This window comes from Varibaculum cambriense (genome assembly GCF_032557235.1).
GTDB lineage: Bacteria > Actinomycetota > Actinomycetes > Actinomycetales > Actinomycetaceae > Varibaculum > Varibaculum cambriense_C.
Window position 1 is genome coordinate 44756 of the sequence record NZ_JAWGMB010000004.1, and the last position, 26954, is coordinate 71709.

Annotated in this window: 29 protein-coding genes; 1 reads left to right on the plus strand and 28 read right to left on the minus strand. The window is 52.9% G+C overall.

Annotation, left to right across the window (positions count from 1 at the left end; all coding sequences use genetic code 11):
* Positions 1-59 precede the first annotated feature (59 nt).
* Positions 60-386 carry a hypothetical protein gene (locus tag E6072_RS04295; protein ID WP_316693997.1) on the minus strand — a complete coding sequence of 109 codons (327 nt, stop codon included), beginning with the start codon at positions 384-386 and terminating at the stop codon, positions 60-62.
* A gap of 64 nt (positions 387-450) precedes the next feature.
* Between E6072_RS04295 and E6072_RS04300 the strand changes: the two genes are divergently transcribed.
* Entirely contained in the window at positions 451-1581 is a 1131-nt protein-coding gene (locus tag E6072_RS04300) for a DUF3866 family protein (RefSeq protein ID WP_316693998.1), read from the plus strand.
* 88 nt (positions 1582-1669) lie between these two features.
* Here E6072_RS04300 and hisG read toward each other — a convergent pair whose 3' ends face one another.
* From hisG to E6072_RS04435, 27 genes are all read right to left on the minus strand, one after another.
* On the minus strand, positions 1670-2515 hold the full coding sequence (gene hisG / locus E6072_RS04305; protein ID WP_316693999.1) for an ATP phosphoribosyltransferase: 846 nt from the start codon (positions 2513-2515) through the stop codon (positions 1670-1672).
* 8 nt (positions 2516-2523) lie between these two features.
* Positions 2524-2787 (minus strand): phosphoribosyl-ATP diphosphatase, encoded by a 264-nt coding sequence (locus E6072_RS04310; RefSeq protein ID WP_316694000.1) that lies wholly within the window; start codon positions 2785-2787, stop codon positions 2524-2526.
* Between the two features lie 128 nt (positions 2788-2915).
* On the minus strand, positions 2916-3575 hold the full coding sequence (gene rpe, locus E6072_RS04315; protein WP_316694001.1) for a ribulose-phosphate 3-epimerase: 660 nt from the start codon (positions 3573-3575) through the stop codon (positions 2916-2918).
* Between the two features lie 2 nt (positions 3576-3577).
* Complete coding sequence (locus E6072_RS04320; protein ID WP_316694002.1) at positions 3578-5104, minus strand: transcription antitermination factor NusB; 1527 nt, start codon at positions 5102-5104, stop codon at positions 3578-3580.
* On the minus strand, positions 5104-6057 hold the full coding sequence (gene fmt / locus E6072_RS04325) for a methionyl-tRNA formyltransferase (RefSeq protein ID WP_316694003.1): 954 nt from the start codon (positions 6055-6057) through the stop codon (positions 5104-5106). Before fmt ends, E6072_RS04320 begins: the two co-directional genes overlap by 1 nt.
* A 42-nt stretch (positions 6058-6099) precedes the next feature.
* Positions 6100-8178 carry a hypothetical protein gene (locus E6072_RS04330; RefSeq protein ID WP_316694004.1) on the minus strand — a complete coding sequence of 693 codons (2079 nt, stop codon included), beginning with the start codon at positions 8176-8178 and terminating at the stop codon, positions 6100-6102.
* Positions 8175-9386 carry a bifunctional phosphopantothenoylcysteine decarboxylase/phosphopantothenate--cysteine ligase CoaBC gene (coaBC, locus tag E6072_RS04335; RefSeq protein WP_316694005.1) on the minus strand — a complete coding sequence of 404 codons (1212 nt, stop codon included), beginning with the start codon at positions 9384-9386 and terminating at the stop codon, positions 8175-8177. Before coaBC ends, E6072_RS04330 begins: the two co-directional genes overlap by 4 nt.
* A 7-nt stretch (positions 9387-9393) precedes the next feature.
* Positions 9394-9669 carry a DNA-directed RNA polymerase subunit omega gene (gene rpoZ, locus E6072_RS04340; RefSeq protein WP_278605520.1) on the minus strand — a complete coding sequence of 92 codons (276 nt, stop codon included), beginning with the start codon at positions 9667-9669 and terminating at the stop codon, positions 9394-9396.
* Positions 9670-9724: 55 nt separating this feature from the next.
* On the minus strand, positions 9725-10276 hold the full coding sequence (gmk, locus tag E6072_RS04345; protein WP_316694007.1) for a guanylate kinase: 552 nt from the start codon (positions 10274-10276) through the stop codon (positions 9725-9727).
* Positions 10277-10365: 89 nt separating this feature from the next.
* Complete coding sequence (gene mihF / locus E6072_RS04350) at positions 10366-10677, minus strand: integration host factor, actinobacterial type (protein WP_022865224.1); 312 nt, start codon at positions 10675-10677, stop codon at positions 10366-10368.
* A 99-nt stretch (positions 10678-10776) separates the two neighbouring features.
* A complete protein-coding gene (gene pyrF, locus E6072_RS04355) occupies positions 10777-11631 on the minus strand; it encodes an orotidine-5'-phosphate decarboxylase (protein WP_316694009.1) in 855 nt (284 codons plus the stop codon).
* A gap of 9 nt (positions 11632-11640) precedes the next feature.
* Complete coding sequence (locus tag E6072_RS04360) at positions 11641-12939, minus strand: dihydroorotase (protein ID WP_316694010.1); 1299 nt, start codon at positions 12937-12939, stop codon at positions 11641-11643.
* Positions 12940-13011: 72 nt separating this feature from the next.
* Positions 13012-13461, minus strand: coding sequence for a transcription antitermination factor NusB (gene nusB / locus E6072_RS04365; protein WP_316694011.1), 450 nt, complete (start codon positions 13459-13461; stop codon positions 13012-13014).
* A gap of 6 nt (positions 13462-13467) precedes the next feature.
* Complete coding sequence (efp, locus tag E6072_RS04370; RefSeq protein ID WP_278605516.1) at positions 13468-14031, minus strand: elongation factor P; 564 nt, start codon at positions 14029-14031, stop codon at positions 13468-13470.
* A gap of 71 nt (positions 14032-14102) precedes the next feature.
* Entirely contained in the window at positions 14103-14642 is a 540-nt protein-coding gene (locus tag E6072_RS04375; protein ID WP_316694013.1) for a shikimate kinase, read from the minus strand.
* Positions 14635-16341, minus strand: coding sequence for a 3-dehydroquinate synthase (gene aroB, locus E6072_RS04380; RefSeq protein WP_316694015.1), 1707 nt, complete (start codon positions 16339-16341; stop codon positions 14635-14637). Before aroB ends, E6072_RS04375 begins: the two co-directional genes overlap by 8 nt.
* Positions 16338-17549: a chorismate synthase gene (gene aroC / locus E6072_RS04385; RefSeq protein ID WP_316694017.1), complete on the minus strand. Its 1212-nt coding sequence runs from the start codon at positions 17547-17549 to the stop codon at positions 16338-16340. Before aroC ends, aroB begins: the two co-directional genes overlap by 4 nt.
* Positions 17550-17635: 86 nt before the next feature.
* A complete protein-coding gene (locus E6072_RS04390) occupies positions 17636-18286 on the minus strand; it encodes a prepilin peptidase (RefSeq protein ID WP_316694019.1) in 651 nt (216 codons plus the stop codon).
* A 4-nt stretch (positions 18287-18290) separates the two neighbouring features.
* Positions 18291-19124, minus strand: a complete 834-nt coding sequence (locus tag E6072_RS04395) for a shikimate dehydrogenase (RefSeq protein WP_316694021.1) — start codon at positions 19122-19124, stop codon at positions 18291-18293.
* Complete coding sequence (gene mltG, locus E6072_RS04400) at positions 19112-20368, minus strand: endolytic transglycosylase MltG (RefSeq protein WP_316694022.1); 1257 nt, start codon at positions 20366-20368, stop codon at positions 19112-19114. The genes E6072_RS04395 and mltG overlap by 13 nt, the downstream gene beginning before the upstream one ends.
* Positions 20368-20844, minus strand: coding sequence for a Holliday junction resolvase RuvX (gene ruvX, locus E6072_RS04405; RefSeq protein WP_316694023.1), 477 nt, complete (start codon positions 20842-20844; stop codon positions 20368-20370). The genes mltG and ruvX overlap by 1 nt, the downstream gene beginning before the upstream one ends.
* The gene (gene alaS / locus E6072_RS04410; RefSeq protein WP_316694024.1) at positions 20844-23525 is read right to left on the minus strand and encodes an alanine--tRNA ligase; all 2682 of its coding nucleotides are present in this window, start codon (positions 23523-23525) and stop codon (positions 20844-20846) included. Before alaS ends, ruvX begins: the two co-directional genes overlap by 1 nt.
* Positions 23526-23575: 50 nt before the next feature.
* Entirely contained in the window at positions 23576-23752 is a 177-nt protein-coding gene (locus E6072_RS04415; protein ID WP_316694026.1) for a hypothetical protein, read from the minus strand.
* Positions 23752-24105: a DUF948 domain-containing protein gene (locus tag E6072_RS04420; protein ID WP_316694028.1), complete on the minus strand. Its 354-nt coding sequence runs from the start codon at positions 24103-24105 to the stop codon at positions 23752-23754. The genes E6072_RS04415 and E6072_RS04420 overlap by 1 nt, the downstream gene beginning before the upstream one ends.
* Before the next feature lie 131 nt (positions 24106-24236).
* The gene (gene rpsD, locus E6072_RS04425) at positions 24237-24860 is read right to left on the minus strand and encodes a 30S ribosomal protein S4 (RefSeq protein WP_316694030.1); all 624 of its coding nucleotides are present in this window, start codon (positions 24858-24860) and stop codon (positions 24237-24239) included.
* A 110-nt stretch (positions 24861-24970) separates the two neighbouring features.
* Positions 24971-26323, minus strand: coding sequence for a replication-associated recombination protein A (locus E6072_RS04430; protein WP_316694032.1), 1353 nt, complete (start codon positions 26321-26323; stop codon positions 24971-24973).
* Complete coding sequence (locus tag E6072_RS04435; protein WP_316694033.1) at positions 26323-26946, minus strand: L-threonylcarbamoyladenylate synthase; 624 nt, start codon at positions 26944-26946, stop codon at positions 26323-26325. The genes E6072_RS04430 and E6072_RS04435 overlap by 1 nt, the downstream gene beginning before the upstream one ends.
* Positions 26947-26954 lie beyond the last annotated feature (8 nt).

Here is a 26954-nt window from a genome sequence, read left to right on the forward strand (position 1 = left end):
GAATCCCAGTCCCCCGCACCTTGAGTAGTAGGCTTTTTTCGTTTACGCCTGCGCGGCACCTACACCAGCCCCAGTTTCTCCCAGCGCGCTTTAGCGGCTGTTAGGCGGGCGTAGCGGCGAGTACGCCGAGTAGCTGCCACTTCGGCGCGCACCTGGCGAGCCTCAGCTAACACCTGGGGATCCCCGCTGGCTCCGGCTGGGCGGAGAGCCGGAAGATCCGAGGCTTCCTGCAAGTTATCTAGCGGAGAGGTTACCTGCTGAACTTGTTCCCCAAAAACGTTTAAAGTGGCATTGGCTTTGCGGAACAACCAGATAAACATGACGATCGGACAAATTATTGCCGCGAGAATCCCCAGCGTCCACAGCGCAACTAAAAACCCATGCATACCCTAAGCCTACCTGTTTAAGCCCCTAGCGGTCACCCTGACAAAGACCGCTAGAATATAAAACATGATGTTACGGGAAGGACAGGTGGCAGCGGTTCGCAACTTTTCAGCCACCCAAGAACTCACGCTTAAGATTTCTGCTCATCCTCGCGGAGCGGAGCAGTTTTTAACCGGGGAAACCCTACGCGCCTTAAACTATCCGGCCTTAAATGGAGAGATAAAAGAGGGCGAAACGGTACGCATTGATTGTTCTCCCCTACAAAAAAACTTAGGAACCGGAGGGTTTGCGCTGGTAACCGCGCTTTGTGAACGTCTACCAGCAGACGTGCTACCGGCTAATGAGGGTCACATTATGAAGGCACGCTATACCCCCAGCCAGTACATGGTTTCCTCCGTTGAGGAACAAGAATCGCCCTATCACCAAAAGATGCGACAGGCAGAAGACCTGCAAGGAATGCCGGTAGTAGGGATTGATCTACATTCCCAGCTTCCCGCAGTGATCGCCGGGGTCAGGACAGAAAATCCCGAAGCCAAAATTGTTTATGTTTACACCGATGGCGGGGCGCTACCCGCGTTTTTCTCCCGCAATATTACCGCGTTGCGTGAAAAAGGCTGGTTAGCAGCGGTAATTACGGCCGGTCAAGCATTCGGGGGCGACTTGGAAGCCATCAATACTTTTTCGGCGCTGCTGGCAGCCCGGCACGTATTAGCCGCCGATATCGCGATTGTGGGGCAAGGCCCGGGAAATGCGGGTAGCGGCACCCCCTATGGGTACTCGGGTTTTGATCTCTCGTCGTTCCTGACCCAGGCGGCAGTGGGAGGCGGAAAAGCGATTTGTGCCCTACGGATGTCAGCAGCTGATCCTCGGCCGCGCCACCGGGGAATCTCGCATCATAATTTGCGAATTCTGTCCGACTTTACGCCAATCCCCCTTACCGTGGCACTACCGGAGTTCACCGACGAAGGCGAAGGGCAAAAACCTCTCCTAAACAGTGAATTCACTAAATTGGTGAACTCCCAACTGGCACAGATTAGTTCCCGGCACCGGGTGCAAAAATGTCCAACCGCCGGACTCTACCAGGCCTTAAGCAACTGCCCGGTGAAACTATCAACCATGCGACGGGGCCTGGAGGAAGATGCGGCTCCCTTCCTGGCTGCTGCCGCAGCCGGACGCCTCGCCGCGCAGATTTCCTAACCCGAAGTTGCAGGCAAAATCCTTCGGGATTACCTTAGAGGCGACAAAGTACCGGTTAGGAGTAAGCCTGCCCCTGGCGCAGCTCCAGCTAGATCCGAGCCGATAGCAGCTGGGTAACCAAAATTCCTTCCGCACCCAAGGCGTGGAGCTTATCAACTACCCCGTGAACCTCGGAGCGTTTACACAGTGCCCGCACCGCTAACCAGTTGCTATCTTGCAGGGAAGATATGGTGGGGGAAGAAATGCCCGGAGTGTAATTGACTGCTTTATCCAACAGATCCCGGTGAACGTTGTAGTCCACCAACACATAGTTACGGGCATTGAGCACCCCCTGGAGGCGCTGCTGAAGAACTTGCAGACCCGCGCTTCCCGCTGCCTGCGGATTAGCGATGAGTACGGCCTCTGATTGCATCAAAGGTTCGCCAAATACTTCCAACCCCGCTGCCCGCAGAGTATTGCCGGTTTCCACTACGTCCGCGATTGCGTCCGCTACCCCGAGGCGAACCGAGGACTCGACTGCCCCATCTAGGTGCACGGTATCGGCTTTTACCTTTTGTGAAGCCAAATAGTCCTGCACAATCCGGTCAAAGGAAGTGGCAATGCGTTTACCCTCCAGATCCTGAACCGAGCTCATGGTACCTTGAGGCGCCGCAAAGCGAAAAGTAGAGGAACCAAATCCCAGTGCTAGTACTTCTTCGGCTTTGACTCCCGAATCCGCCAGCAGGTCACGTCCGGTAATCCCGGCTTGGATAAAACCGGCACCTACGTATTGGGCAATATCGCGCGGACGGAGAAAAAATACTTCAACCTGGTTATTGTGATCGGTGATATGTAGCTCTCGACCCCGGCGTCGGGTACGGTATCCAGCTTCGGAAAGAAGTCTGATGGCCGGATCTGAAAGACCACCTTTATTGGGAACAGCTATTCTTAACATTTGTTTCCTTACAGTTTGCGGTAGACGTCTTCGAGGCTTACCCCTTTAGCGATCATCATCACCTGGGCGTGATAAAGCAGCTGGGAGACCTCCAAACAAAAATCATCAAGGCTTTCGTATTCGGCGGCCATCCAGGTTTCTGCCGCCTCTTCTACGATTTTCTTCCCGATAGCGTGCACCCCGGCATCTAGCTCTTTCACGGTGCCCGACCCTTCCGGACGTTCGCTGGCTTTCGCCCGCAACTCTGTAAATAACTCTTCAAAACTCTTCATAGCTTTAAGGTTAGTGGGTTTTGAAAAATCTTGCCTTCCCGCTCCAGTTAGCAGGAACCTGCAACCTGGGGCGTAGGCAGAATATTTACGAGGACGCCAGCTGTTTCCCCCTGAAACTTCGGTGCTTATTAGCAGTGGGACTGGGCGATACGCCGCAGCTCCTCCACCTCCGCGTAGGCATCCTCAGCTTTATAAACCGCCGAACCCGCAACGAATACATCTGCGCCGGCCTCGGCAGCTACGCTAATAGTTTCGCGGGTGATTCCCCCGTCGACCTGTACCGATACTTGCAGGTTAGCAGCAGAAATAGCTTCGCGGGTGCGGCGAACTTTCGCCATCATGGACTCCAGGAATGACTGACCTCCAAACCCGGGCTCTACCGTCATCACCAGCAACATATCGATTTCCGGGAGAATATCAATATAGGGAGTGATATCGGTGGCGGGGCGGAGTGCCATTCCCACTTTTGCTCCCTGCCGGTGAATCTCTCGCGCCAAACGAATCGGCGCCGCCGCTGCCTCGGCATGGAAAGTAACCGAGGCACACCCAGCCTCCGCATAGGTCGGCGCCCACCGGTCAGCATCCTCGATCATCAAATGGGCATCTACCGGCAAAACATTTTGGCGGATTACTGCTTCTACCACCGGCAGTCCCCAGGAAAGGTTGGGCACAAAATGGTTATCCATCACATCCACATGCGCGTAATCTGCGTTTTTTATCTTCTCAATTTCGTTAGCTAGATTAGCGATGTCGCAGTTAAGGATAGAAGGAGAAATGGTTACGCCCATGATTAGATTCCTTTCTGGTTCTTGCTGATTACTACCGCAAACATAGCGTCACTGGCATGAATATGCGGCCACAGTTGTAAGTATTTATCAGCGCAGCCCAGACCCCCAGGCCAGGCCTCGGCATCGATTAGCTGATCCCATACGGGAGTAAGTTCTAGCAGCTGCCCATCTTTGCGTTCTTTCAATACTCTCTCTACCAGGAAAGTAGTTTCTGCTGGGTGGGGCGAACAAGTGGCGTAAATAACTAAGCCACCGGGGCGGCAAACTTCTAAAGCCCGATTTAACAAACGCGCCTGTAAATCAGTGATATCGGGAATGGTTTCATTACGGGCACGGTAACGGGACTCGGGATGACGGCGCAATGCCCCCAATCCGGTACAAGGTGCATCCACTAATACCCGGTCGTATCCGCCCTTAATGGCTCTAAACTGGGTACCGTCTTGGCAAACTACTTGCACATTATCGAGGGCTTGCACCGAATCTTCCACCAATTTCGCCCGATGGAGGCTGACCTCATTAGCGATAAGCTGGGCGCCTCGCTCCCGGCCTAACGCCGCCATTAAAGCTGCTTTCCCGCCAGGTCCGGCACATAAGTCGAGCCAGTTCTGGTCGCTCCCCTCCAAAGGGTAGGTAGCTGCCAGTGCGGCTACCAGTTGCGATCCTTGATCTTCCACCCCTGCGCGCGCCTGGCGAACCTCTTCGAGACTTGCGGGATCTCCCCCAGACACAATCAAACCCCAAGGACTCAGCGTCGAATAGGCAACATCTTGTCCCATATCTTCTACGGCATCGGCAAGTTCTTCTCGATCAACCAAGCCGGGTCGCGCCACCAAATTGATATAGGGGGCGCGATTATTTTCTGCCAGTAATGCCGCCAGCGAATCATCGTCACCGGGAATCTGGGCTCCCAGTTTAGCGTGTTCACGTAAAGCAGCGCGATAGGCAGCAATAATCCAAGCGGGATGGGAATACTCAATGGTAAGACGGCGAGACTTGCTAAGGCTGTCCAGCCGGGATTGTAGTTCCCCGCTGTCAGCCAGGCGCACTGCTTGTCGCAAAACCCCGTTGACCAGTCCCGCGGCTCCCTCGTTGGCTTCCTGTTTCGTGAGATTCACTGATTCGCTGACTGCTGCGTGGGTGGCAACTCGCATATTTAACAGTTGATGCAAGCCCATGCGCAATATAATCAGTACTTCTTTTTCCAAGGCGGCTACCGGGCGGCTAGAGCACTCATTAATTATCCAATCGTAGTAGCCTTGGCTTCTCAGCGTCCCGTAGGTTAGCTCAGTAGCGAAACCAGCATCGCGTCCGGCGATATGGGCGCGGGTAAGCCTGGGTGGCAGTAGTAGGTTCGCATAGGCATCTTTGGTCTCTACAGCCAGGAGTACCTGGAAAACCAGGGTGCGTACCCGATCGGTTTGGGGGTACCATTCCTCCTGTTCAAGGCGGTTTCCTCCCCGCTTATTGCGTTGGTAACCCCGGGGAGACTTGCCGTTGGGATATTTTTGCGAGGAACGATCTGGTCGCACTAGTTTGACTCACTTTCTCCGGGGAGGCTAAAGAAGAATTCTTCCCCATATCGTAGTCCTCGTCCCCAGGCGTCAGCCGCCATCTCTCTTTTTCCAGCCGGGGTGACAAAGGTTAATTTCACATCGTTACTGCCGGTTCCTACGGTGACTTCATGTTTAGTAACCCGCACCTGACCGGGCTGCAGAGTATCATGTTCTTTCATCTCGATCACGGGATAGATACTGATTCGTTTACCATCAGGCAGCTTGGTCCAAGCTCCCGGCTCAGAGGTAAAGCCACAAATCATATCCGCTACCTGTTGGGCATCCTTTTCCCACGGTATTTGGGCATCAGCTTTGCTAAGCAGAGGCGCGTAACTGGCGCCTTCGCTAGCTTGCGGGTGAGCTTTAGCATTTCCGGTTTCCAGCGCGGTGAGGACGTGGGGCAGCAGCCCGATTCCGGTGTCGGTTAAGCGCTGCAGTAACAAATCTGCGGTGGTCTGCGGAGCTACTCGGATCGGATCAACCGCATAGATAGGGCCAGTATCCATCCCTTCGTCGATCTGAAAAATACTAACCCCGGTGATTTCTTCCCCAGCGATACGCGAATGTTGAACCGGAGAGGCTCCCCGCCATTTGGGTAGCAGCGAATAGTGCAGGTTAATCCAGCCGTGCGGGAAAACCTCTAATAAATCCTTCGGAATAAGTAACCCGTAGGCGACAACCACGGCCACCTCGGCATCTAAAGCTTTAAAGTCAGGGCGCTGACTGGTGTCTTTCAAAGAAGAAGGGGTAAAAACTGGCAAGCCAGCCTTCTCAGCCACCTGTGCCACCGGAGATGGCATAAGCTTACGGCCTCTACCAGATCGAGCAGGGCGGCGAGTTAGCACCCCCACCACTTCATGCTCCGAGTCGAGCAGATACTTCAGGACAGGTACCGCCGAGGCGGGAGTACCGGCAAATAAGACACGCATAGAGGAAATGTTATCAGTTAAGTACCGCTATCTCAGGAAACATTAAAGATCTTGGGGATCTACCTGTAACTGGATCTGACCCCACTTTTTTCGAGAAGCCACCGCTTGCAGGCGGCGTAGCTCTTCGCGCAAGTGCTCACCTTGATCCAAACGGGAACGTACCAACAACTGGAAGTTCCCTTCTCGCCTAACCGGACCGATAACTTGGGCATCAGGGAAAGTGGCCTCAGCTAGGAAACGGTGCAAGGCGTCCTCTTGGCCGCGAATAACCGCTAAGGTGGCAGTGGGTGGAATCCCAACTTCTGCTCGCTCTAGGAGCTCCTGGTTTGCCCAGCTACTAAAAGTTCGGTGCTTAAAAGTGTCGGCTAGGCGTTGCCCCGGATCACCGGTGAGCATCACTTGCCCGCCCGGGGCGACTTTAGCGGCAGTATTTGCCCAACGCCGCAACGCTTCTTCAGCTGCCCAAATCCTATCTAGGCTAAGGAGCATACCGGCATCCAGCAGTAGTGCCGCAGCATACCCACCCTTGGCTACCGGTTCTTGTTCCGCAGTTGCCACGATCAAGGCGGGCATAGCACCGATATGCTTCAAAGAATTATCGGCGTCACAGTTATAAACAGGGACTCGCGGAAACGCGGCCGCTAGTTCGCTTCCTATTTGTTGGTGTCCGCGTACTCTAGCGCGGGTCGCTTTAGCCCCACAACGCGGGCAAGAAAACTGAAAATGATGATGGCAACTATGGCAAATAAAGCGTGTGCGCAGCTGCTCTACGCGCCCTAGGCACTGCGGACAACGCACCGGTGCTAAGCAATTAGCGCAGCTCAGGCCGCCGCGTCCTCCTTTGTGGGGAGCCTGGATTAATACCGGACCGTTTTGTAATCCGCGCCGCAGGAACTGTAAGGCAGTAGAAGATAACCCGCTGTTCCCCAGGGAAGGGTCGTCTCGATTTTCATATTCGGGCGTCAGAATTTTAGGCAGCGGCATTTGGTGATTTTCGCCAGCCAGCTCGCTAGCCCAGGTAGACATAACTAAAGCTTGCGCCTGGGGTGAACGCGAGAAACTCCCCAAAATTAAAGAAGCTTTTTCACGCTGGCTGCGAAGCATTGCTACTTGCCGGGTGTGCCAATAAGGTGCGGATTTTTCCTGATAGCTTTCGGCTCCTTCATCCCAAATCAACAGCAGAGACAGTTTTTCCAAGGGAGCAAAAATGGCGGAACGAGTTCCTATCACCAGACGAGGATGGTTAAAACGGCACTCTAAGAAGGCGTGGTAACGGGCATTGGCTCCCAGTTCCGAGTGATACTCCAAGGCTGAGGGCGCCCCGATAGGAGCATGCTCACTCCAGTAGGCAGCAAAATCTTGCGCCAGCTTACTAGTGGGGAAAAGACAGAGCGTCGAGCCACTAGCGCTTAACGAATGGGAGATGAGCTGGGCAATCTGAGAGAAGGGAGCCGGCAGGGCGGGTTCGGGAAGCGCTTGCCACACCACACGGCTAGTTCGCCCCTGTTCTAAAGACTTTAAAATGGCGGTTCCTGCGGGATCGGAAGCAACCAGAGGATCCCTAGCATTACTGTCTCTGGCCAGTTCCCCTAGCTTGCCCTCTTTGGTCGTCGCAGAGCCAGGTACAAAAGATTCAAAGAACTTTTTTTCAATATTGGCGCGACGCGGCGGGATCGCCTGGCGTAATACCGCGGATAAATTTCCGGCATAACGCCTAGCTACCTGATCGGCCAATGAAAAGCTGTGTTCGGACACCAAAGCATGGGGGCTTAGAACCCGGCTGATTGCCCGTAAACGCTGCTGGGTGGGTTCTGCTTCGCGAATATCTCTTACCCACCCGTGTACCAACTTGCCGGCGATTTTTACGCTAACTAGGCATCCGGGATGTACTTTCGACTGTAGCCGGGCAGGAATCGTGTAATCGAGGCCGCTGGCGAGATGAAAAACCGAAAGATCGGGAATAACTCGGGCAATCGGGTCACTATTATCCCATTTGCCACGGGGTTCCTTAGGGGCGGAAAGTAGCTCTTGTTGGGTTCCTGTCAGGGATTTAGTCTGCACCCGAGATCTAAGGGTAGCTAGGGGGTCAGTGCCGCTCCACCGCGGCATCGTGTCAGTCACGGCAGCTGCTGGCGCACCAGCGTAACTATTTGGGTAGCCACCTGAGGTTTATTGCCCGAAAACTCCCCAATCTGACTACCTTCACTGTCAACTGCGCAAACTCTGGTAGCGATATCTCCGAAGCCGGTTTCGGTGCCCACTTGGTTAATAAAAATAATATCGGCTCCTTTGCGGAGAGCCTTTTCTTTACCCAGTTGCAGCACCCGTTCCCAGCTGCCAGTTTCCGCCGCGAAGCCTGCTACTAACTGATCGGGGCGTTTCTTACTGGCTAAATCCGCCAAAATATCGGTAGTGGGTCGCAGCTGTAAAGAAAACTCCTTTTGATTAGGAACTTTCTTGATCTTTTCACTTTGAAAATCTACTGGCTGGTAGTCCGCTACCGCTGCCGCCATTACCGTCACTTGCATGTGGGGGAAATAGTCTAGTGCCACCTGGTGCATCTTTGACGCGCTAGGAGTAGCAACTACTTCTACCCCTGCGGGTAAAGAGCCCAAGAGCGTTGGTTCGATATTGGCAGCCAACAAGGTTACCTGCGCTCCCTGCCAAGCAAACTGTCGGGCAATCTCTACTCCAAAGCGCCCGGAGGATCGATTCCCGAGAAAACGTACGGGATCTAAAGGCTCACGGGTTCCCCCTGCGCTTACCATTACCTTCTTGCCCTGCCATTTTCCGGTAGCAAGAACCGAGATTACCTCAGCGTAGATATCTTCTTCCGGTGCCAGCCGGCCTAGCCCTTGATCCCCGCTGGACAGATCACCCGCCACCGGGCCGATAAAACGCGCACCCCTAGCTTGCAGGGTTTGCACATTATCCTTAGTTGCCGGGTTTTCCCACATATTGGTGTGCATCGCCGGAGCCAATAATAGTGGGCAGTCAGCCGCCAAAATCACGTTAGTAAGCATATCGTTAGCAATGCCGTGTGCTATCCGTGCCAATAGATCGGCGGTGGCGGGAACCACCACAATGGCGCTGGCCTCACGAGCTAATTCAATATGCCCAACTCCGCTGAAGGGGGAATCTACCTGCGGGTAAACCGGATTACCGGAGATTGCTTGCCAGGTAACTTCCCCAATCATTTTTAGCGATGCCGGGGTAGGAACTACCCAGACATCAAAGTTGGCTTTAACTAATGCCCGCACCACACGGGTGGCTTTGTAGGCGGCGATGCCCGCCCCCACCCCGACAACAATTTGGCGGCGCTGCGACATAGCTTAGTTAGTCCTGGGAAGAATCGTCGTGCTCTTTGAGATTTAATACTCCCTGATCAATTTCGCGCAAAGCAATACCTAGAGCTTTGTCTTCAGGGTTGGAGTCAATCAGCGGCCCGGGAGTCGAAAACATTCCTTCCGCGATCTCCAGATTGTAAGTGTTAATCTGCCGTGCCCGTTTCGCCGCATAGACCACTAGGGCGTACTTGGACTCTACCTTTTCCAATAGATCATCTATTGGAGGGTTGGTGATCCCCTCCGGGCTAGCAACAGTACCCGACATATTGTCCTCTCATTTCTATTATCAGTGGCCAAACGCCACCTCTTCACGAAGAATCTTACGCTATTCCCATTAGAGCTGCTAGTTCGCTAGCAGCCTGATCAGGGTGATTATTTACCACAATATGCTCAAATTCTCCGGCAGCTGCCATCTCTATTTCGGCGGTTTGCAGACGCCGCGCTACCTCGGCTTCTCCTTCGGTGCCTCTACCCCGCAAGCGTTCTTGTAAAATCTTTTGACTGGGAGCTTGTAGGAATATAAAACAAGCATCGGGGTTGGTGCGCCGCACCTGCCTCGCGCCTGCTAAATCGATTTCTAAAATCACGTCCTCGCCGCGAGCAATGTATTTTGCGATTTCAGAGCGTAAAGTACCGTAGCGCTTTTGGCCGTGAACTATCGCCCACTCTACAAAGCCATCGCTGGCCACCAGCTCATCGAAGCGGGCTTCACTTAGGAAATGATAGTCGATGCCGTCACGTTCACCCGGACGGGGCGAACGAGTAGTAGCAGAAACCGCTACGTTTACCTGGGGATGGGCTTTTCGTAAAGCCTTAACCACAGTTCCTTTGCCTACCCCGGAAGGGCCAACCAATACATAAAGGCGAGACATGGGTAAACTTTTCACTCCGAACTTTTCCGGTAAATAACAGTATGGGACCCAAAACTTGGGTCCCATACTGCAATAAGTTGGTTAGATTACTAGCCGAAGCGACGAACCAACTCAGCGCGCTGATGCTCACCTAGACCGCGGATACGACGCGACTTAGCAATGCCGATCTCCTCCATTACCGCAGCAGCGGTGGTGGCGCCTACCCGAGGCAGAGCCTCCAGCAGAGCCTGAACCTTCATCTTGCCCAAGTAGGGATCATCCTGAGCGTTCTTGATTACTTCAGATAGAGTCAATTCCCGGTTCTTCAGCTTCGCCTTAGTTTCAGCGCGAGCCTTGCGAGCCTGAGCGGCTTTTTCCAGAGCCTGTGCGCGCTGTTCGGGAGTCAAAGAAGGAAGTGCCATTTTGTATTACCTCTTCATCTAGATTTACGGGATAACAACACGAAAAACACTAGTTGTTTTTTTCCATTTAAGCCAAACTATCGACTAAGTTTTGCCAGTTCAGTTGCGAAAAATATCACTCATTTGTTCAGTTATTCGCCCGGCGGCCGCTTGCAGAGCTGATACTTTTGGACCCGCTGAAGATATTCCTCGGGAAGTTGATGCCAGCACTCGGGAGGAGCTTTTTCCGAATATTTTTTGTATATCTGCTGGTGTAGCCCCTTGAGCGCCAATTCCAGGCGATAAAATAGATCCCGAAAATGTCGAAAAATCTATTCCTAAATCTTTCGCCGCATTACCGGTGGTGGCACCCACAACCAAACCCACATCTGCGATATGACCTTGATCACTAGCTGCTTTATTTGTGCGTTCAGCCTGCAAAATTATGTCGTCCGCCACGCTTTTACCGCTGCCGCATTGGGCATGTTGAACCTGGAATCCTTCCGGATTTGAAGTAAGGGCTAAGACGTAGATCCCTTTTCCATTGGCCTTAGCTAAGTCCAAAGCAGGTGCCAGCGAACCGTAACCCAGGTAGGGAGAAAGGGTAATCGCGTCCGCTGCTAGCGGGGAGCCAGAGCTTAAATATGCCTGCGCGTAACCGGCCATTGTGGAACCAATATCCCCACGCTTAACATCCAAAATCGTTAATAAACCCGCCTCCCGGCAAGCCGCTAGTACTTCCTCCAGCACCTTGATACCGTTTGATCCGAAACGTTCAAAAAATGCCGATTGGGGCTTTACTACCGGTACTTGCCCCGCCATCGCTTCCACCAAAGTTAAGGAGAAGGTACGCAAGCCCTCGAGATTGTCCTCCAATCCCCAAGCGGAAAGTTGTGAGGAGTGAGGGTCGATACCTACACAAACATTGCCTCTTTCCTCCATAGCCTGCGCTAAACGTAACCCGTAGCGACGCATATTTCCTCCTTAAAACTGTAACTGTCCAGCTAATACTGTGGGTTTGCCCCGATAGATAGTGTGTCGCACCTGCCCCAGCAGTTCCTTGCCCACAAAAGGAGTGTTATCGGAGCGAGATACTTGGGTCTCGCGGCGTACTTGCCAGGAAGTATCGGCAGATACAAAGCAGAGATTTGCTACCGATCCGGGAGTGATTTCGACTCCCTGCCCCGCGGCTTTGCCAATTCTTGCCGGGGTAACCGACATGACGCGTGCCAGATCACGCCAAGTCATTTTTCCGCTGTGCACCATAGTAGTAGCCACCACCGCCAGTGCAGTTTCCAGTCCGATCATCCCAAAAGCACCGCATTCGAAATCGCAGTCTTTGAGCCGACGCGGATGCGGAGCATGATCGGTACCGACCAGGTCAATGGTGCCGTCTGCTAATCCTGCCTGCACTGCCTCCACGTCTTTTTGCGAGCGTAGCGGCGGATTTACTTTAAATAGTGGATCGCGCCCTCTTACTTCTTCCTGGGTGAGGAACAGGTGATGGGGCGTGGCCTCAGCACTTATGCGTGCACCTTGAGATTTGCCCCAGCGCACGAGTTCTACCGCCCTGGCGCTTGACAGATGGCAGACGTGAACTCGCACATCCAGGTAGAGAGAAAGCAAAATATCGCGGGCAATAATCATCTCTTCCGCAACGGTCGGCCAGCCTTTGAGCCCTAGTTCTTCCGCTAAATAGGACTCGTTCATTTGCGAGTCTTCAGTCAGGCGCGGCTCTTGGGAATGCTGGGCAATCACCCCGTCAAAATCGCGGACAATCTCTAGAGCCTGCCGCATCAGCAACGGATCGAAAACGCATTTGCCATCGTCACTAAACACGTTTACCGCTGCCCGCGACTGGTGCATTCCCTTAAGATCCGAGAGCTCTTTGCCCGCCAGATTCTTAGTGACTGCGCCCACTGGATGGACATCTACTCGGTCGGCCCGACGCCCTAAATCCAGGACTTGCTCGACTACCTGGGGGCAGTCTTGGGTAGGGGTGGTATTCGCCATGGCGAAAACTGCGGTATATCCACCTTTAGCGGCCGCGGCAGTGCCAGTGTCGACAGTTTCAGCGTCGCACCCGCCGGGTTCACGCAAATGGGTATGCAAATCCACCAGTCCAGGCAGCGCTAGTAGACCCTGGGCATCAACTTCGCTAACCCCCGTGCCGGCCTCTACCGACAAATCTGCGCCGACCTGGCGGATTTCTTCGCCCTCCACCAAAATATCGGCGCGATTTTCCCCCAGGATATTTGCGCCGCGGAAAACTATTGCGCTCATAGCTGCCTCCTAAAAGTTGAGTGCAGCCATGCTGGCGAGGACGTAAGCGTCAGTTTTATGCCTCAAGGGCTACTACTCACTTGAATTATTGTCAGTGGAGCGCCCGATAGCATCTAGCACTCCGTTAATAAAGTCCGGTGATTCCGGAGTGGAAATCGCTCGCGCGGTACCTACCGCTTCGTCTACTGCAATCTTCCAGGGAACATCCTCATTGTAAAGAATCTCCCACACTGCGCAACGCAAAATCGCTAGATCCGGTTTGGGCATGCGATCCAGCGCCCATGCCCGAGAATACTGGCTGAGCGTCATGTCGATATCGAAAAGATGCTCAGCCACGCCCTCGGCAATCTCTGCCGCATAATCAGGCAAGGTGGTTTGCGCGGTAGTGAGATGTTGTCTCTGAAGTACCAGCTCCCGCAAATCCTCCGGGTCTTGATCTAGATCTTTGAGATTCGCTTCGTAAAGGGTATCAACTGCCCGTCGCCGTGCTTTAGTACGCCGAGATAGCCGATTCTTGGACACTGGCCACTATTCCTTAACCCGGGAAATATAATCACCCGAACGAGTATCTACCTTGATTTTCTCGCCCTCTTCCACAAACAGCGGAACCTGAACTTCGTAACCAGTCTCTACGGTCGCCGGTTTGGTTCCCGCCGAAGAACGGTTACCCTGCAGCCAAGGCTCTGTATGGGTAATCTGCATAATTACCGAGGCGGGCAGCTCCAGGAACAATACCTGTTCGTCATGAAAAGCGACAACGGCGCGCTGATTTTCAATTAGGAAGTTCTTGGCGTCCCCTACGATTTCCGAGGTAATCATCACTTGCTCATAGGTGTCGTCATCCATAAAGACGAAATCAGTACCATCTTGGTACAGGTAGGTCATATCCCGGCGATCAACCGTTGCGGTCTCAACTTTTACCCCGGCATTAAAGGTACGATCAACCGTTTTGCCACTCAAAACATTCTTGATCTTGGTACGCACAAAAGCCGGGCCTTTACCCGGTTTTACATGCTGAAACTCCACAACCTGCCATAACTGGTTGTCAAGCTTTAGTACCAGACCGTTTTTCAAATCATTTGTTGTCGCCAACTTAATACCCCCAAGTCAAAATCAATCGTTACTACTTTACTTTAATCGCGCGACGGTGGAAAATATTGCCCCTAACCGGTACTTTCACCTCCTAGATTCAAAGCCGCAGCCACTTTTTTCAGCGCTTGCGCTTGCGATAAATCCGAAACTTCTACCGTTAAGGGATGCAGAATCTGCCACCGCTGGCGTCGCTGCTGCCCCATCTGACGCAGCCACGCCCGCGGCATCCCTAATCCTAGGGAGCGAGGGCGATTAAGCCCGGCGCGATCGGCCATAGTTGACAGGTCAATCACCAGTTCCAGTACTTCAACACCAGGCAAGTCTTTCAGCTCGCTCAAGGTTTGCGGGTTATCTAAGGCACCCGAGCCACAATCAACGATGGTGTTTTCGCGGGGCAGATCACGCAAGAGATCACGCAAAACTTCCCGTTCGACCTCGCGATAGCGATCCTCTCCCACTGTTAGCAGCGCAGTATCTGCCGCAACCTGCAATCTGGCGGCTACCTCCCTATCGGTAGCAACCAGGTTCCACCCGAAGTTTTTTGCTAGCGCTTGCCCGATAGTAGATTTTCCGCTTCCAGGCAGCCCAATCAAGAATACAATCCTATTCATTTGACGGCACCTGGCTCGGAAAGGAGGTGGAGTCCGCCACAGTATCAGCCCGGTTTATAGCATTAAAAGTTCGCTGTAGTAGCTGGTAATCCGTAATTGGAGTGACCTGAATCTGTCCGGTACGGTCGGTGAGTACCATGCGGATAACTCCCCCGCGAACTTTCTTATCCGAAGCCATGATTTTAACCAGTTGCTCAAAGGGATATTTCGGGCAAACGGTCGGCAACCCCGCCGCGGCAATCTGGCGGCGTTGATTTTGCATTTGCGAGGGCGTGAGCAGATCCATTTCCACCGCCACCTGGGCAGCAAACACCATCCCGATGGCCACCGCTTCCCCATGTAGCACTTGGTAGCTACTTGCCTTTTCTATCGCATGAGCGAGGGTATGGCCATAGTTTAGACACTCCCGCATGCCCCCTTCCCGCAGGTCTTGGCTAACGACTTTGGACTTAACATTAATGGCGCGGCTAATTACTTCTTCCACAGTGGCAGGAAAGCCCGTGAGCTGGTCGGGAAGGTGACCATCTAGCAGCTGCAATATTTTATGATCCGCAATAAACCCGCATTTAATGACCTCTGCTAAGCCGGCACGTAACTGCCGAGGCGGTAGCGTATGCAAATAATCGAGGTCACAAATGACGGCGCTTGGCGGATAAAACGATCCCACCAGATTCTTCCCTAGGGAAGTGTTGATTCCGGTTTTGCCTCCTATGGCCGCATCTACCATAGCCAACAAAGAAGTTGGTAGGTTAATTAATTCAATTCCCCGCAGCCAGGTGGCAGCTACGAAGCCCGCCATATCGGTAGTCGCTCCGCCTCCTAGCGCCACCACCGCGTCCTCGCGAGAAAAATGGTTTTCACCCAGACAGCGCCAGGCATCTTCCACAATCCGGATATTCTTGGCTCCTTCTCCATCCGGGTGCTCGAATAGTTTTAAAACTTGTCCAGATTGGGTGAGGCTAGTAGCTAAGTTACGGGCAGCGCCAGCAAGTGGCGGCGGATAGATTAAGAATACTTTCCGAGGACGCGCTTGTAGCATCTGAGTAAGGGCGGCTCCTGCCCCCTGCCCCACAATGACCTGGTATCCTGCACCGGAAGTTACCGGAATCACCCGCGAGGTTCCCTTAAACTGCGCCGGTAGAGCAGCCAAAGTACCCAGGTTGTACCGGCGAACCGGGAGTTGCTCTTTTCTGCCTAATCCCCGCATTACCGCGGAGGAGACTTCGCTAAGAGTACCGTCAGCGGGAACGATTAAGGTAGCAGCCTCCAGGTAGCTGTCACGGCGCTGAGCTGCTAATTGTGCTAGCTTCCCACTGGTACTGTCTGCATCAGCTAAAAGGGGACGGTTAGTGCCTTTCCCCACGCGGGCAGCCGCTTGAGAAGGTGAAACATCTAGGAAAACCACATCTTTACCTGCCAGCGCTAACCGAGTTTCCTCCCGGGTGAGCGCGCCTCCTCCCAGAGCTAGAACCGCAGTGTTGCTAGCGAGTAGTTCCGCAATAGTCTTTACTTCTAGCTCTCGAAAGCCGTCCTCACCGCGGGTAGCAAAAATGTCGGGGATGGACATTCCTGTCTGCTCGCTAAGCACTTGATCAGCATCGCGGAAGGAACAAGCTAAACGCGAGGCCACGAGCCTGCCTACCGAGGTTTTACCGCTTCCAGGCAAACCAATAAAGACTATTTGTTTTTGGCTAGTCATAGCCTCGCCTCCACGCGCTTTTTGTAGGCCTGCAGGTTCTCGCGTACCTGATCTACGGAATATCCCCCCACATGCTCCAGCAAAGCGTCTGCGAGGACTAACGCCACCTGTGCTTGGGCGATAACCGCCCCGGGAACTACCGCGCAAGTATCGGAACGTTGATGAATCGCCCGGCTTTCTTCCCCGCTTGCCAGATCAATACTGCGCAAAGCCCGAGGTACGGTAGAGATCGGTTTGAAGGCGCAACTGACCCGGATTAGCTGTCCGTTCGACATGCCACCTTCGATCCCGCCCGCATGGTTGGAATCTCTGGTTATTTCGCCGTTTTCTGCCCGAACAATCTCGTCATGAGCCGCTGACCCCGGCAGGTAAGGCTGGCTGCCATCGCCTATTTTTACGGTTTTCACCGCGGGGATCGACATGAGAGCTGCCGCTAAACGAGTATCTAAGCGCCGGTCTGCCGCCACATGGGTGCCGAGACCAATCGGCACCCCATAGGCAGCTACCTCTACACTGCCCCCAATAGTGTCGCCATTTTTCTTAGCCTCATCGATCTGGGAAATCATTTGATCGCTAACGGTTTTATCCGGACAGCGCACCGGGTTTTCGGCTAGGCTGTCCTGTTGATTCAAGTTAGGTACTGGATAATTGACCGGTAGCTCGGCTTTTCCAATTTGAGTTACGTAGGAAATCAGCTCTATTCCGCCGGCTTGTTTTAAGAATTCTTGAGCGAAGGCTCCCAGTCCCACTCGCATCGCAGTTTCTCGGGCGCTGGCACGCTCTAAAACCGGGCGAGCCTCTTCCAGATCATAGGCCAGCATTCCCGCAAGATCCGCATGTCCGGGGCGAGGACGAGTCAAAGGTTTATTGCGAGCAATTTCCCGCTGGTCGCCTTGGCCGGCATCGATTTTTAGTGCCTGCGGATCTACCGGATCCGGGCTCATCACCGTTTCCCATTTTGGCCATTCGCTATTGTCTATCAGCAATGCTATGGGAGCTCCGGTAGTCTTTCCTCTGATCACCCCGCCTACCAAATGGGCTCGATCCTGCTCAAACTTTTGGCGGGCTCCGCGCCCGTAACCGGCGCGCCGACTGGCTAAATACTCGGCGACTTTTGCGGTCGTGATCTCTACCCCTGCGGGCATTCCTTCCAAGATTCCTACCAGCGTGGGGCCATGTGATTCGCCGGCGCTCATCCATTTCAACATGGCTTCATTCTTTCATGGAACCATTTTTTCCGGTTTAGCTTTCCACTTCTAGAACAGCTAAGCCACCGGCTAAAAAACCAAGTTTTCTAGCGAGGAACCACAAGCAGAGCGATATAGGTGGCTGCTAGCAGCCACGGCCCGAAAGCAAAGCGGGTAGAACCGCTGGCCTTCTTTGCTATCACCAGATAAAGTGCCCACAGGCCGCTACCTACTACGGAAAGGATCCCCATAACCAATAGGCAATGCCAAGAAGAGCAGGTAGCCAATCCCACCAGGAGGGGAACTAACCGCAAATCACCGGCACCGATACCGTGACGTACAAAAGTACCCGGGAGCAGCAGGATAAAGCTTCCGATCGCTACGATGAGAGCATAAGCCGGTTTTACCCACTGTCCGGTAATGAAACCCGCCAAAATAACGGCTGTTACCACCAGGATCAAGAAAGCTAGAGTCATCGAGCGCGGGAGCCTTTGGGTGCCCGCATCTATAACTGCAAGCACTGTCCCCAGGGTAAGTAAAGGAAACAGTAGCAGTAAATTAATTGATCCGAACCGAATAATTACTGCAGTTCCTACCGCAACCCCAGCTATTAGACCTATCACCCACGGTTTATTCCAAAATGCTCTCACCCGTCCAGAAAGGCGAAAATACTTATCTACCTTGGGTAACCCATATGCCAGGTTTCCAACTCCCGCGAATATTAGCGCGATAATTAGGACTAACAATTGCATTTTCATGCCGTTATGCCTCCTTAAGAGCCGTTCGCATAGCTTCTAGATTGGGAGTGCGGGAAGTAAATAACTTAACCTGCATTTGGGCTTGATGTAGCAGCATGGATTTGCCGGAAATGATACTGGCGCCGCCGCTGCGAGCTTGTTTTACCAGTTCACTCGGCCAAGGGTCATACACAATGTCTAATACGGTTTGAGCCGGGTTAAAGGAAATAGTTTTATAAAAGCTATCCAGAACTTCGCGGGGAACGGTGGAAATAATCAACTCCGCTGCCTGCAAGGTTTCTCGGGCTTTATCACTGGCGGCCAGGGGAATATATCCGGGATCAATTCCTAACCGGGTCGCTGCCTGAAGGGCGTTACCTGTCCCCGATACTCTGCGAGCCAGCAGATTAATCTGAGCGGCTTCAAGTTCGGCTAAAGCTGCTAGCGCCGAAGAAGCAGTAGCCCCAGATCCTACTATGACCGCTTTTTCGGGGCTGAAATCTGGGCCCTTAGCCTCTTTAATGGCTGCCACCAGCCCATAAACATCGGTGTTAAATCCGGCGGTAACTCCTCCCGGGAAGGGTACTACGGTATTTACAGCTCCCACTGCTTTTGCTAGCCCATCGACCTGGGATAGCAGGGGAATAATCACCTGTTTTAAAGGCATAGTTACCGACAGCCCCACTAGTCCCTCTGGCCAGCTGGCCAAAAATGGCTCCACCGTATCCTTGTTGACCTCTATCCGGCGATAGTCAATATTTAGCCCGAGATCCCGATAGGCGGCCAGATGGAGAACTGGAGACAGAGAATGGTGAATCGGTGATCCGATTACCGCTGCCCAGGGAGTTAGCGTTTGCATTTGCCCTGGTTTTTCTGGCACCACTGCTTAAGTTCCTCCACGTTCTTCTTCTGCTCTTCTAAAGTGAGGGCAAACTTAGTTTCCCCACTGTCCAGATTGACCGTGGTGAAGTAGAGCCATTTACCATCTGCGGGTTTCACCGCTGCTTGCAGTGCTTTTAGCCCTACGGTTCCGATTGCAGTTGGGGGCAGTCCCTTATGCTTATAAGTGTTATACGGAGTGTCTTGTTTTAGATCCTGGCTACTGGGAATTCCCCCCGAGCGGCCGAGGCCATAAACAACCGTGGAATCCATTTGTAAGAATCCGTGAGTATCCGGATTATCTTGGAGACGGTTTTCTATAACCCTAGCTACCTGGGCGTAATACTTTTCGAGGTTGACTTCTTTTTCTAAGATGGAAGCCTTAATGAGGACGCCCGCTCGCTGCTCGGGAGCCACTCCCGCCTCATCTAAGCGTTTAATCTGGGTGTCCACCATGGTTTTTACCAGATCTTTTACGCTCTGTTTGGTGGAAACGGTATAGGTATCGGGAGCTAGCCAGCCTTCGAAAGACTCTTCACTTTGCCCGGGAATACCGTATTCGGCGGGATCTACGAAGGCTTCAGCCACCTGATCAGCGTCGAAACCGGCAGTTTCTTCCAAGCGGGTCTTAATCTGCTTAACGGTAAACCCGGGGGGAATAGTTACCTTAATATCTGCTTTGGAGGTGGGATCTAGCAGCATTGCCAGGGCTTCTCGGGAAGACATCCGTTTGTGCATTCGGAATCGTCCAGCTTGCACCCCTTGTGCCAAAGAATTCTTCTTAAATATGTCGGCAAATACTCCCGCGTCCGCGATTACTCCTTCTTTTTCGAGGATTCCTCCGATAGTTTTGCCCGAGGCACCTTCCGGAATCTCGATGATTACTTCCCCGGTGCCTTTACCTTCATAGTCTTCACCCCCAGAAATTATTTTGCTAATTCCTCCGAGTTCTTTGGCAGCGATAACCGAGGCACCAGCGATTAATCCAATGACAACCAGGATTACCACTGCCGCAATAGTACGCTTTTTACGGCTAGCTTTCCGCCGGGCACTGCGTCCAGTAACGGCAGACCGAGAAGGAGCAGTCGCTTCAGACTCCCCTTCCCAATAGCTGTCGAGGTTAGCAGAATCCGGCTTTTGTGAAGGCTCCGCTACGCTGTTTTTATCGGCGCGGCGGGATGGAAAATGCCTCCTAGCCTCAGCAGTTTCTTCCTCCCGGCTCATCAGGCTCCCTCGCTTTCAGATCCGTTAGCCAGTGGCAATCCCGGGGGACGTCCGGTTCGCCGTTCTATCTCAAGCGCCTGCTCCAGGATTAGCACTGCAGCCTGTTGGTCTACGACGCTCTTATGGTCACGCCCTCCAACTCCGGCAGAGCGCAACTGCTGATGAGCACTCACCGAGGTGAGCCGTTCATCTACAAGTCTTATGTTACAAGTTGGTAACAGCTGTTCCAACTCGGCGCCCCACGCGCGCACGTCGGCGGCATTTTTGCCCTCTTTACCACTGAGTAAACGCGGCAGGCCAATGATGATTTCCTTGGCATTATACTCAGCTACCAATTCCGTGATGCGAAACAGTTCTTGCCCGCCGTCACGGTAAACAGTTTCCACCGGCAACGCCAAGATACCTGCCGCATCGGAGCGAGCCACCCCGATGCGCCTAGTACCCAGATCTATCGCCAGTCTGACGCCAGTACGCATCAGCTATTGGCAATCTCGCGTTCAATCGCTTGCAGAGCCTCAGCAAGCTTACCTGCGTCTTTACCCCCGCCTTGTGCCAAGTCGGGGCGTCCTCCTCCGCCGCCTCCCATGGTTTGGGCAGCAATCTTCACCAAATTCCCGGCTTTAAGTCCTTTTTCGCGAGCGCTAGCGGTAGTGGCAACAACTACCGAGGGGCGATCTTTAAATACGCCCCCTACTGCCACTACTGCATTAGCGTCATGTAGATGTTGGCGCAGCGCCTCGGCTAGTACCCTCAGGGCTTCCCCCGGCACGTGACCGGCATTAAAGCTGATTACTCGCTTTCCGGCAATCTCTTTGGCAGAGGCCGCTAACTCCCCTACCCGGGATAAGAGATTTTCTTGCTGCAGGCGGTTTAGTTCTTTTTGTGCATGACGCAGGCGAAGTAGTGCATCATCGATTCGGGCAGGAATCATTTCTGGTTTAGTTCCCATAATCTTGGCGATTTGGGTAATTAGTTCATGCTCTTTTGCCTGAAAATCAGCGGCTTTATCGGCTACTAGAGCCTCGATTCTCCTAACCCCTGACCCGATAGAGCTTTCAGACATCAAAACTACCTGTCCCAGGTATCCGGTGGTTGGCATGTGGGTACCGCCGCAAAGCTCGCGATCCCAGCCGTTGCCAATATCAACTACCCGAACTTCTTGCCCATATTTTTCCCCGAATAACGCGGTAGCACCCGACTTTTTGGCATCTTCTAATGACATAATCTCAGTATTAACCGGCAGATTTTCACGCAGCTGATCATTAATCCGATCAAAAATCTGCTCAGTTTGATCATCATTTAGAGATTTACCGTGGTGGAAATCAAAACGCAGACGGTTTTCGTTATTTTCACTGCCTGCCTGGGTGGCTTGGGCGCCTAAAGTTTCTTGCAACGCCTTATGTAGCATATGGGTTGCCGTATGGGAACGGGCAATCGCTTGGCGGCGAGCGGTATCAATCGCGGCCACCACTTCGTCGCCTACTGCGAGTTGTCCCGTTTCCAGAGTTCCGCGATGTACCCGCAGACCGGCGACCGGACTTTGCACATCTTCGACCTTAAACTTAGCTCCCTGGAAGGAACGGATCACTCCGTGATCAGCTAGCTGTCCGCCCATTTCCGCATAAAACGGAGTGGCATCTAAGACGATTTCGACGTTGCTACCCGCAGAAACAGCCGGTACTGCCTGGCCATCAGCTAGCAGTCCAATCACTTTGGCGTTGCAGCTGTCTTCGGTATATCCCACGAACTCGACTTCGTGACCGAGTTCAGCTTCCAGTTCATGATAAATACGCGCATCCACGTGCCCAGTCTTTTTAGCCCGAGCATCTTCGCGGGCACGGTTCTTTTGTTCCTGCATTAACTCGGTGAACTTCTCGCGATCGACCTCAATACCGTGTTCAGCGGCCATCTCAATCGTGAGATCAATTGGAAAACCATAGGTATCGTGCAGAGTAAAGGCATCTTTACCAGATAGTTCGGTAGCGCGGCGTTTCTTTATCTGCGATACCGCCTGGTCAAAAATTAAGGTTCCGGACTCTAGCGTGCGCCTAAAAGCCTCTTCTTCCTCGTAAGCCACAGTAGAAATGGTTTCCCAATCCCGGTCTAATTCGGGGTAGGAGGCTGCCATTTCACGCTTTGAAACCGGCAAAAGATCCGGAAAAACCGGTTTTTCTACCCCTAAGAGACGCATGGCGCGGACTACTCGGCGAATCAGGCGACGCAGTACATATCCGCGACCATCATTACCGGGACGCACCCCATCCCCAATGAGCATTAAAGCGCTTCGCACGTGGTCAGCTACCACTCGCATCCGGATATCATTAGGATCATTGGAAGTCTTTCCCTGCGTGTAGCGTTTCCCAGACAGCTCCTGAGCCTTTTCAATCACCGGGAAAACCTGGTCAATCTCGTACATATTGTCTTTGCCTTGCAGCAAAAACGCCAGACGCTCCAAACCTAACCCGGTATCAATACATTTCTTATCTAGCTCGCCGAGTAGCGGATAGTCTTTACCGCGTCCTTCACCACGTAAGTATTGATCAAAAACCAGGTTCCACAGTTCCAGGTAGCGGTCGCCAGCGGTATCTACTTCCGGACCGCCTTCCGGACCGTAGCCGTTTCCACGATCAAAGTGGATTTCAGCGCAAGGTCCGGCCGGACCGGGCTGCCCAGTATCCCAAAAGATTTCTTCGCGCGGCAGCTTTTGTAGATGCATCGGGTCGAGGCCGATTTGGTTCAGCCATATGTCCTCGGCTTCAGCATCGTTTTCCCAAATAGTTACCCACAATTTATCGCCATCCAGGCCGTATTTGCCTTCGTCGACAGAACCGGTGAGCAGATCCCAGGCCATGGTGGAGGCACCCTGTTTGAAATAGTCACCGAAACTAAAGTTCCCGCACATTTGGAAAAAAGTTCCATGCCTGGTAGTTTTACCAACTTCTTCAATATCGTTGGTGCGGATGCACTTTTGCACACTGGCGACCCGCGGCCAAGGTGCCGGCTCGGTTCCTACAATATAGGGAATGAACGGCACCATTCCCGCGATAGTGAACAGAATCGATTTATCTGGGGATACCAGGGGAACTGAATCTGCTAAATGATGATTTTGTTTTGCAAAATAGTCGAGCCAACGGGAACGAATTTCAGAAGTTTGCATTATGCCTCTAGATCTTAGTGAGGAGGAGCTACCTCCTATTGAACATGCGATTAACTTAAGGGGGTGGTTTGTGGCATTAACGCCGCCCGCAATTGTCTTTCTCGGACTTCAAAATCTTTCTGGAAACCGGCCCCGGCAGCTTGTATCCGCTCACGTACCGGGGGTATCGAATAGGCAATAGCACCCACAACCGCCACGGCGATTCCCAGTTTCACTAGTTTCTTCATTAGTCTTGCCCTTTCCGGTTAAACATTCTCCGAGCGGCATAAGAAAACGCAGAGAGCTTAATCAAAGGGCCGGCAAAGGTAGAAGAAACCAAGGTAGAAACTGCAGAGATATCTTGTGCAACCTGCGCTGCGGAAGTGGTTACTGCATCGACCCGCACCAACTGGGCGTTGGCATCCCGTACTGTTTGGGAAACTTCCTTAACGGTATCGCCAGTATCCGCTGCTACCTGCTTAATTGATCCTTGAAGCTGGTCAAATACTTTCCCCAGCTTCCATAGCGGTATCGCCAGCAACACTACCAGCAGCAAAAACGCTAAAGCGGCGATTAATGAAGCAACCTCACCCACGCTCATTGTTCTTCCTTCCTAAAGAATGCTTGTGTATAGCTGAATTTTACCCTACCGAGCATCAGTGTCAGAACCAAGCAAGATATGCCTGATGCCTCCCGAAAAATCGGGAGGCATCAGGCAACAAGAATAATTACTTAGCGTGAGTAGTGCTCAACTACCATCTGCAGATCGCAGACTACCGGGATTTCATCGCGCTCAGGCAAACGCAAATAGGTTGCCTGTAGCTGTTCTAAGTTCACATCCAAATAGGGGGGCACATCCGGTAGCACATCGCGGTGAGAACCGGCTGCCGCCACAATAAAGGGATCTTTAGTCTGGGACTTGGGGCAAATCTGGATAACCTGACCGGGCTTTACCCGGTAGGAGGGGCGGTCAACCTGTTTGCCATCGACCAGCACGTGACGGTGAACTACTGTCTGGCGAGCCTGTGGCATGGTGCGGGCAAAACCAGAACGTAAGACCAGGGCATCCAAACGGGACTCTAGCAGTACGATCAGGTTTTCACCGGTCATGCCCTTAATCCGCCGCGCCTCTTCGAATAGGCGGTGCATCTGAGCCTCGCGGATATTGTATTGGGCGCGCAGACGCTGTTTTTCCTTCAAACGGATCGCGTAGTCAGATTCGCTGCGACGGCGAGCCCGTCCATGCTCACCAGGCCCATAGGGGCGACGGTCGAAGTAACGCTGCGCCTTGGGGGTCAGCGCGATCCCCAGAGCGCGAGATAGCCGAACCTGCTTACGTGCACGTTTATTTGCCATTTAGTTTTCTCCTGTATGTGTTTTCAATTTTCATTCACCGGTATTGCCGGTGGGGTCACCACGCGGGCTAAGACCCCAGGGTTGTCTGTAAACAACTGTTTTAGACTAGCTTATTTTTGCTTACCATTGCCATTTGCCAAAATGCTTCGAATGGTATGCAAACGCTTAGACACCAAATCTTCGTAGCCGTTATCGGTCGGGTAATAATACTGAGTTCCAACTAAAGATGCAGGTAGATAAGTTTGATTCACGATATGGTGCGGATAATCATGCGCATATTTATATCCAGACACTCCCATTTTTTTAGCATCAGCGTAATGAGAATCACGCAGATGGCTTGGTACCGGGTCGCTTTTCCCGGCACGCACATCTTTAATGGCAGCTTCGATACCCAGATAGGAGGCATTAGATTTCGGGGCGGTAGCAACCGCGATAGCGGCCTGCGCCAAAATAATCCGTCCCTCCGGCATTCCAACCATCTGGACAGCCTGGGCAGCTGCTACCGCGACTTCCAGAGCCTTAGGATCTGCCATTCCCACGTCCTCGCTGGCACAAATCATGATTCTGCGGGCAATAAAACGCGGGTCTTCTCCCCCTTCGATCATGCGTGCCAAGTAATGCAAGGTAGCATCGACGTCGGAACCACGCATGGATTTAATGAAGGCACTGATAACGTCATAGTGGTCATCGCGATCATATTTCACTATCGCAGTATCAGCGGCGCGAGCGATGTCTTCAGTGCTGAGGGTGCTACGTCCAGCCGTTAACGCCCCCTCAGCGGCGGCCTCTAGTAAGGTCAGAGCTTTGCGTCCATCGGCTCCCCCTAGATCCGCGAGGCGATTTAAAGCGTCCTCGTCAGCAGTTACCTTGCCTTTCAGTCCGCGTTCATCGGTGAGGGCGCGCCGCAGTACTCCTTTAACATCCTGCTTGTTTAGCGGGTTTAAAGTGAGCAGCAAAGAGCGCGAAAGCAACGGTGAAACTACGGAAAAGGAAGGATTCTCGGTAGTGGCAGCTACCAAAATAACCCAAGAATTTTCCACCGCCGGCAGCAGTGCATCTTGCTGGGACTTAGAAAAACGATGTACCTCGTCAACAAAAAGCACGGTTTGTTTACCGGTAGCGCGCAGCTGCTCGCGTGCCTGCTTTATAACTGCCCGTACTTCTTTAACCCCGGCAGAAACCGCACTAACTTCCACGAAGTTACGCTGCGAGGCGGTGGCTACCAGGTAGGCAAGCGTGGTTTTCCCAGTGCCCGGCGGCCCGTAAAAAATAATAGAGCTAACCTGTCCGGCGCTGCCTTGAGGTTCTAAAAGCCGTCGCAAGGGAGAACCCGGCTCCAGCAAATGTGCTTGCCCCACTACCTCGTCAATACTGAGTGGACGCATCCGCACTGCCAAGGGAGCGGAGTCAGAGAACGCGGGGATCCCCTGTTCGTTGAGCGCGGCCTGCTGAAAAAGATCCACTAGATCATTACATCCGAAAGATCACCGGCACCCTGACGTACTACCTCGGGCACTTGGCCGCTCAGATCAATAACCGTGGTGGGGCGAGCTTCTTCTACCGGCCCTTCGATAACTGCATCTAACAGGTAACCAATCTCATCGCGGATTTCCCAGCCGTTAGCTTCTGGAACTTCCTTGTCCGGCAAAATCAAAGTAGAGGACATTAGAGGCTCCCCCAATTCTTCTACCAGAGCCAAAGTAGTTACATGATTAGGAATTCGTGCCCCCACGGTTTTTTTCTTGGGATTAACCATAATCCGCGGCACCGCCTTATCGCCCTTCATAATAAAGGTAAACGGCCCGGGGGTAAGCCGATTTATCAGCTTAAACGCTGAATTGTCAACGATTACCAACTTCCCCAGTTGCTTAAAATCATGGCAAATCAGGGTGAAGTTATGGGTTTTAGGCAGCTTGCGGATAGTTTGAATCCGTTCCAGCCCCGCTTTATTTCCAAGTTTGCAGCCGAGGGCGTAACCGGAATCTGTGGGGTAAGCGATCACGCCTCCATCTCTAATTATGTCGGCAGCTTTCGTGATTAGCCGCGCTTGGGGATTAACTGGGTGAATATCTATATAGGCAACCATGTCTTACA

Bases quoted from the DNA above. Each gene is read 5' to 3' on its own strand.
- aroB (WP_316694015.1), bottom strand. From the start codon at position 16,341: ATGACTAGCCAAAAACAAATAGTCTTTATTGGTTTGCCTGGAAGCGGT.
- rpoZ (WP_278605520.1), bottom strand. From the start codon at position 9,669: ATGTCGGGTACTGTTGCTAGCCCGGAGGGGATCACCAACCCTCCAATA.
- hisG (WP_316693999.1), bottom strand. From the start codon at position 2,515: ATGTTAAGAATAGCTGTTCCCAATAAAGGTGGTCTTTCAGATCCGGCC.
- gmk (WP_316694007.1), bottom strand. From the start codon at position 10,276: ATGTCTCGCCTTTATGTATTGGTTGGCCCTTCCGGGGTAGGCAAAGGA.
- E6072_RS04395 (WP_316694021.1), bottom strand. From the start codon at position 19,124: ATGCAAACGCTAACTCCCTGGGCAGCGGTAATCGGATCACCGATTCAC.
- E6072_RS04420 (WP_316694028.1), bottom strand. From the start codon at position 24,105: ATGAGCGTGGGTGAGGTTGCTTCATTAATCGCCGCTTTAGCGTTTTTG.
- aroC (WP_316694017.1), bottom strand. From the start codon at position 17,549: ATGTTGAAATGGATGAGCGCCGGCGAATCACATGGCCCCACGCTGGTA.
- E6072_RS04415 (WP_316694026.1), bottom strand. From the start codon at position 23,752: ATGAAGAAACTAGTGAAACTGGGAATCGCCGTGGCGGTTGTGGGTGCT.
- E6072_RS04390 (WP_316694019.1), bottom strand. From the start codon at position 18,286: ATGAAAATGCAATTGTTAGTCCTAATTATCGCGCTAATATTCGCGGGA.
- E6072_RS04360 (WP_316694010.1), bottom strand. From the start codon at position 12,939: ATGAGCGCAATAGTTTTCCGCGGCGCAAATATCCTGGGGGAAAATCGC.
- E6072_RS04300 (WP_316693998.1), top strand. From the start codon at position 451: ATGATGTTACGGGAAGGACAGGTGGCAGCGGTTCGCAACTTTTCAGCC.
- E6072_RS04375 (WP_316694013.1), bottom strand. From the start codon at position 14,642: ATGAATAGGATTGTATTCTTGATTGGGCTGCCTGGAAGCGGAAAATCT.
- rpe (WP_316694001.1), bottom strand. From the start codon at position 3,575: ATGGGCGTAACCATTTCTCCTTCTATCCTTAACTGCGACATCGCTAAT.
- fmt (WP_316694003.1), bottom strand. From the start codon at position 6,057: ATGCGTGTCTTATTTGCCGGTACTCCCGCCTCGGCGGTACCTGTCCTG.
- mihF (WP_022865224.1), bottom strand. From the start codon at position 10,677: ATGGCACTTCCTTCTTTGACTCCCGAACAGCGCGCACAGGCTCTGGAA.
- alaS (WP_316694024.1), bottom strand. From the start codon at position 23,525: ATGCAAACTTCTGAAATTCGTTCCCGTTGGCTCGACTATTTTGCAAAA.
- pyrF (WP_316694009.1), bottom strand. From the start codon at position 11,631: ATGCGTCGCTACGGGTTACGTTTAGCGCAGGCTATGGAGGAAAGAGGC.
- E6072_RS04295 (WP_316693997.1), bottom strand. From the start codon at position 386: ATGCATGGGTTTTTAGTTGCGCTGTGGACGCTGGGGATTCTCGCGGCA.
- rpsD (WP_316694030.1), bottom strand. From the start codon at position 24,860: ATGGCAAATAAACGTGCACGTAAGCAGGTTCGGCTATCTCGCGCTCTG.
- E6072_RS04435 (WP_316694033.1), bottom strand. From the start codon at position 26,946: ATGGTTGCCTATATAGATATTCACCCAGTTAATCCCCAAGCGCGGCTA.
- coaBC (WP_316694005.1), bottom strand. From the start codon at position 9,386: ATGTCGCAGCGCCGCCAAATTGTTGTCGGGGTGGGGGCGGGCATCGCC.
- mltG (WP_316694022.1), bottom strand. From the start codon at position 20,368: ATGAGCCGGGAGGAAGAAACTGCTGAGGCTAGGAGGCATTTTCCATCC.
- ruvX (WP_316694023.1), bottom strand. From the start codon at position 20,844: ATGCGTACTGGCGTCAGACTGGCGATAGATCTGGGTACTAGGCGCATC.
- E6072_RS04310 (WP_316694000.1), bottom strand. From the start codon at position 2,787: ATGAAGAGTTTTGAAGAGTTATTTACAGAGTTGCGGGCGAAAGCCAGC.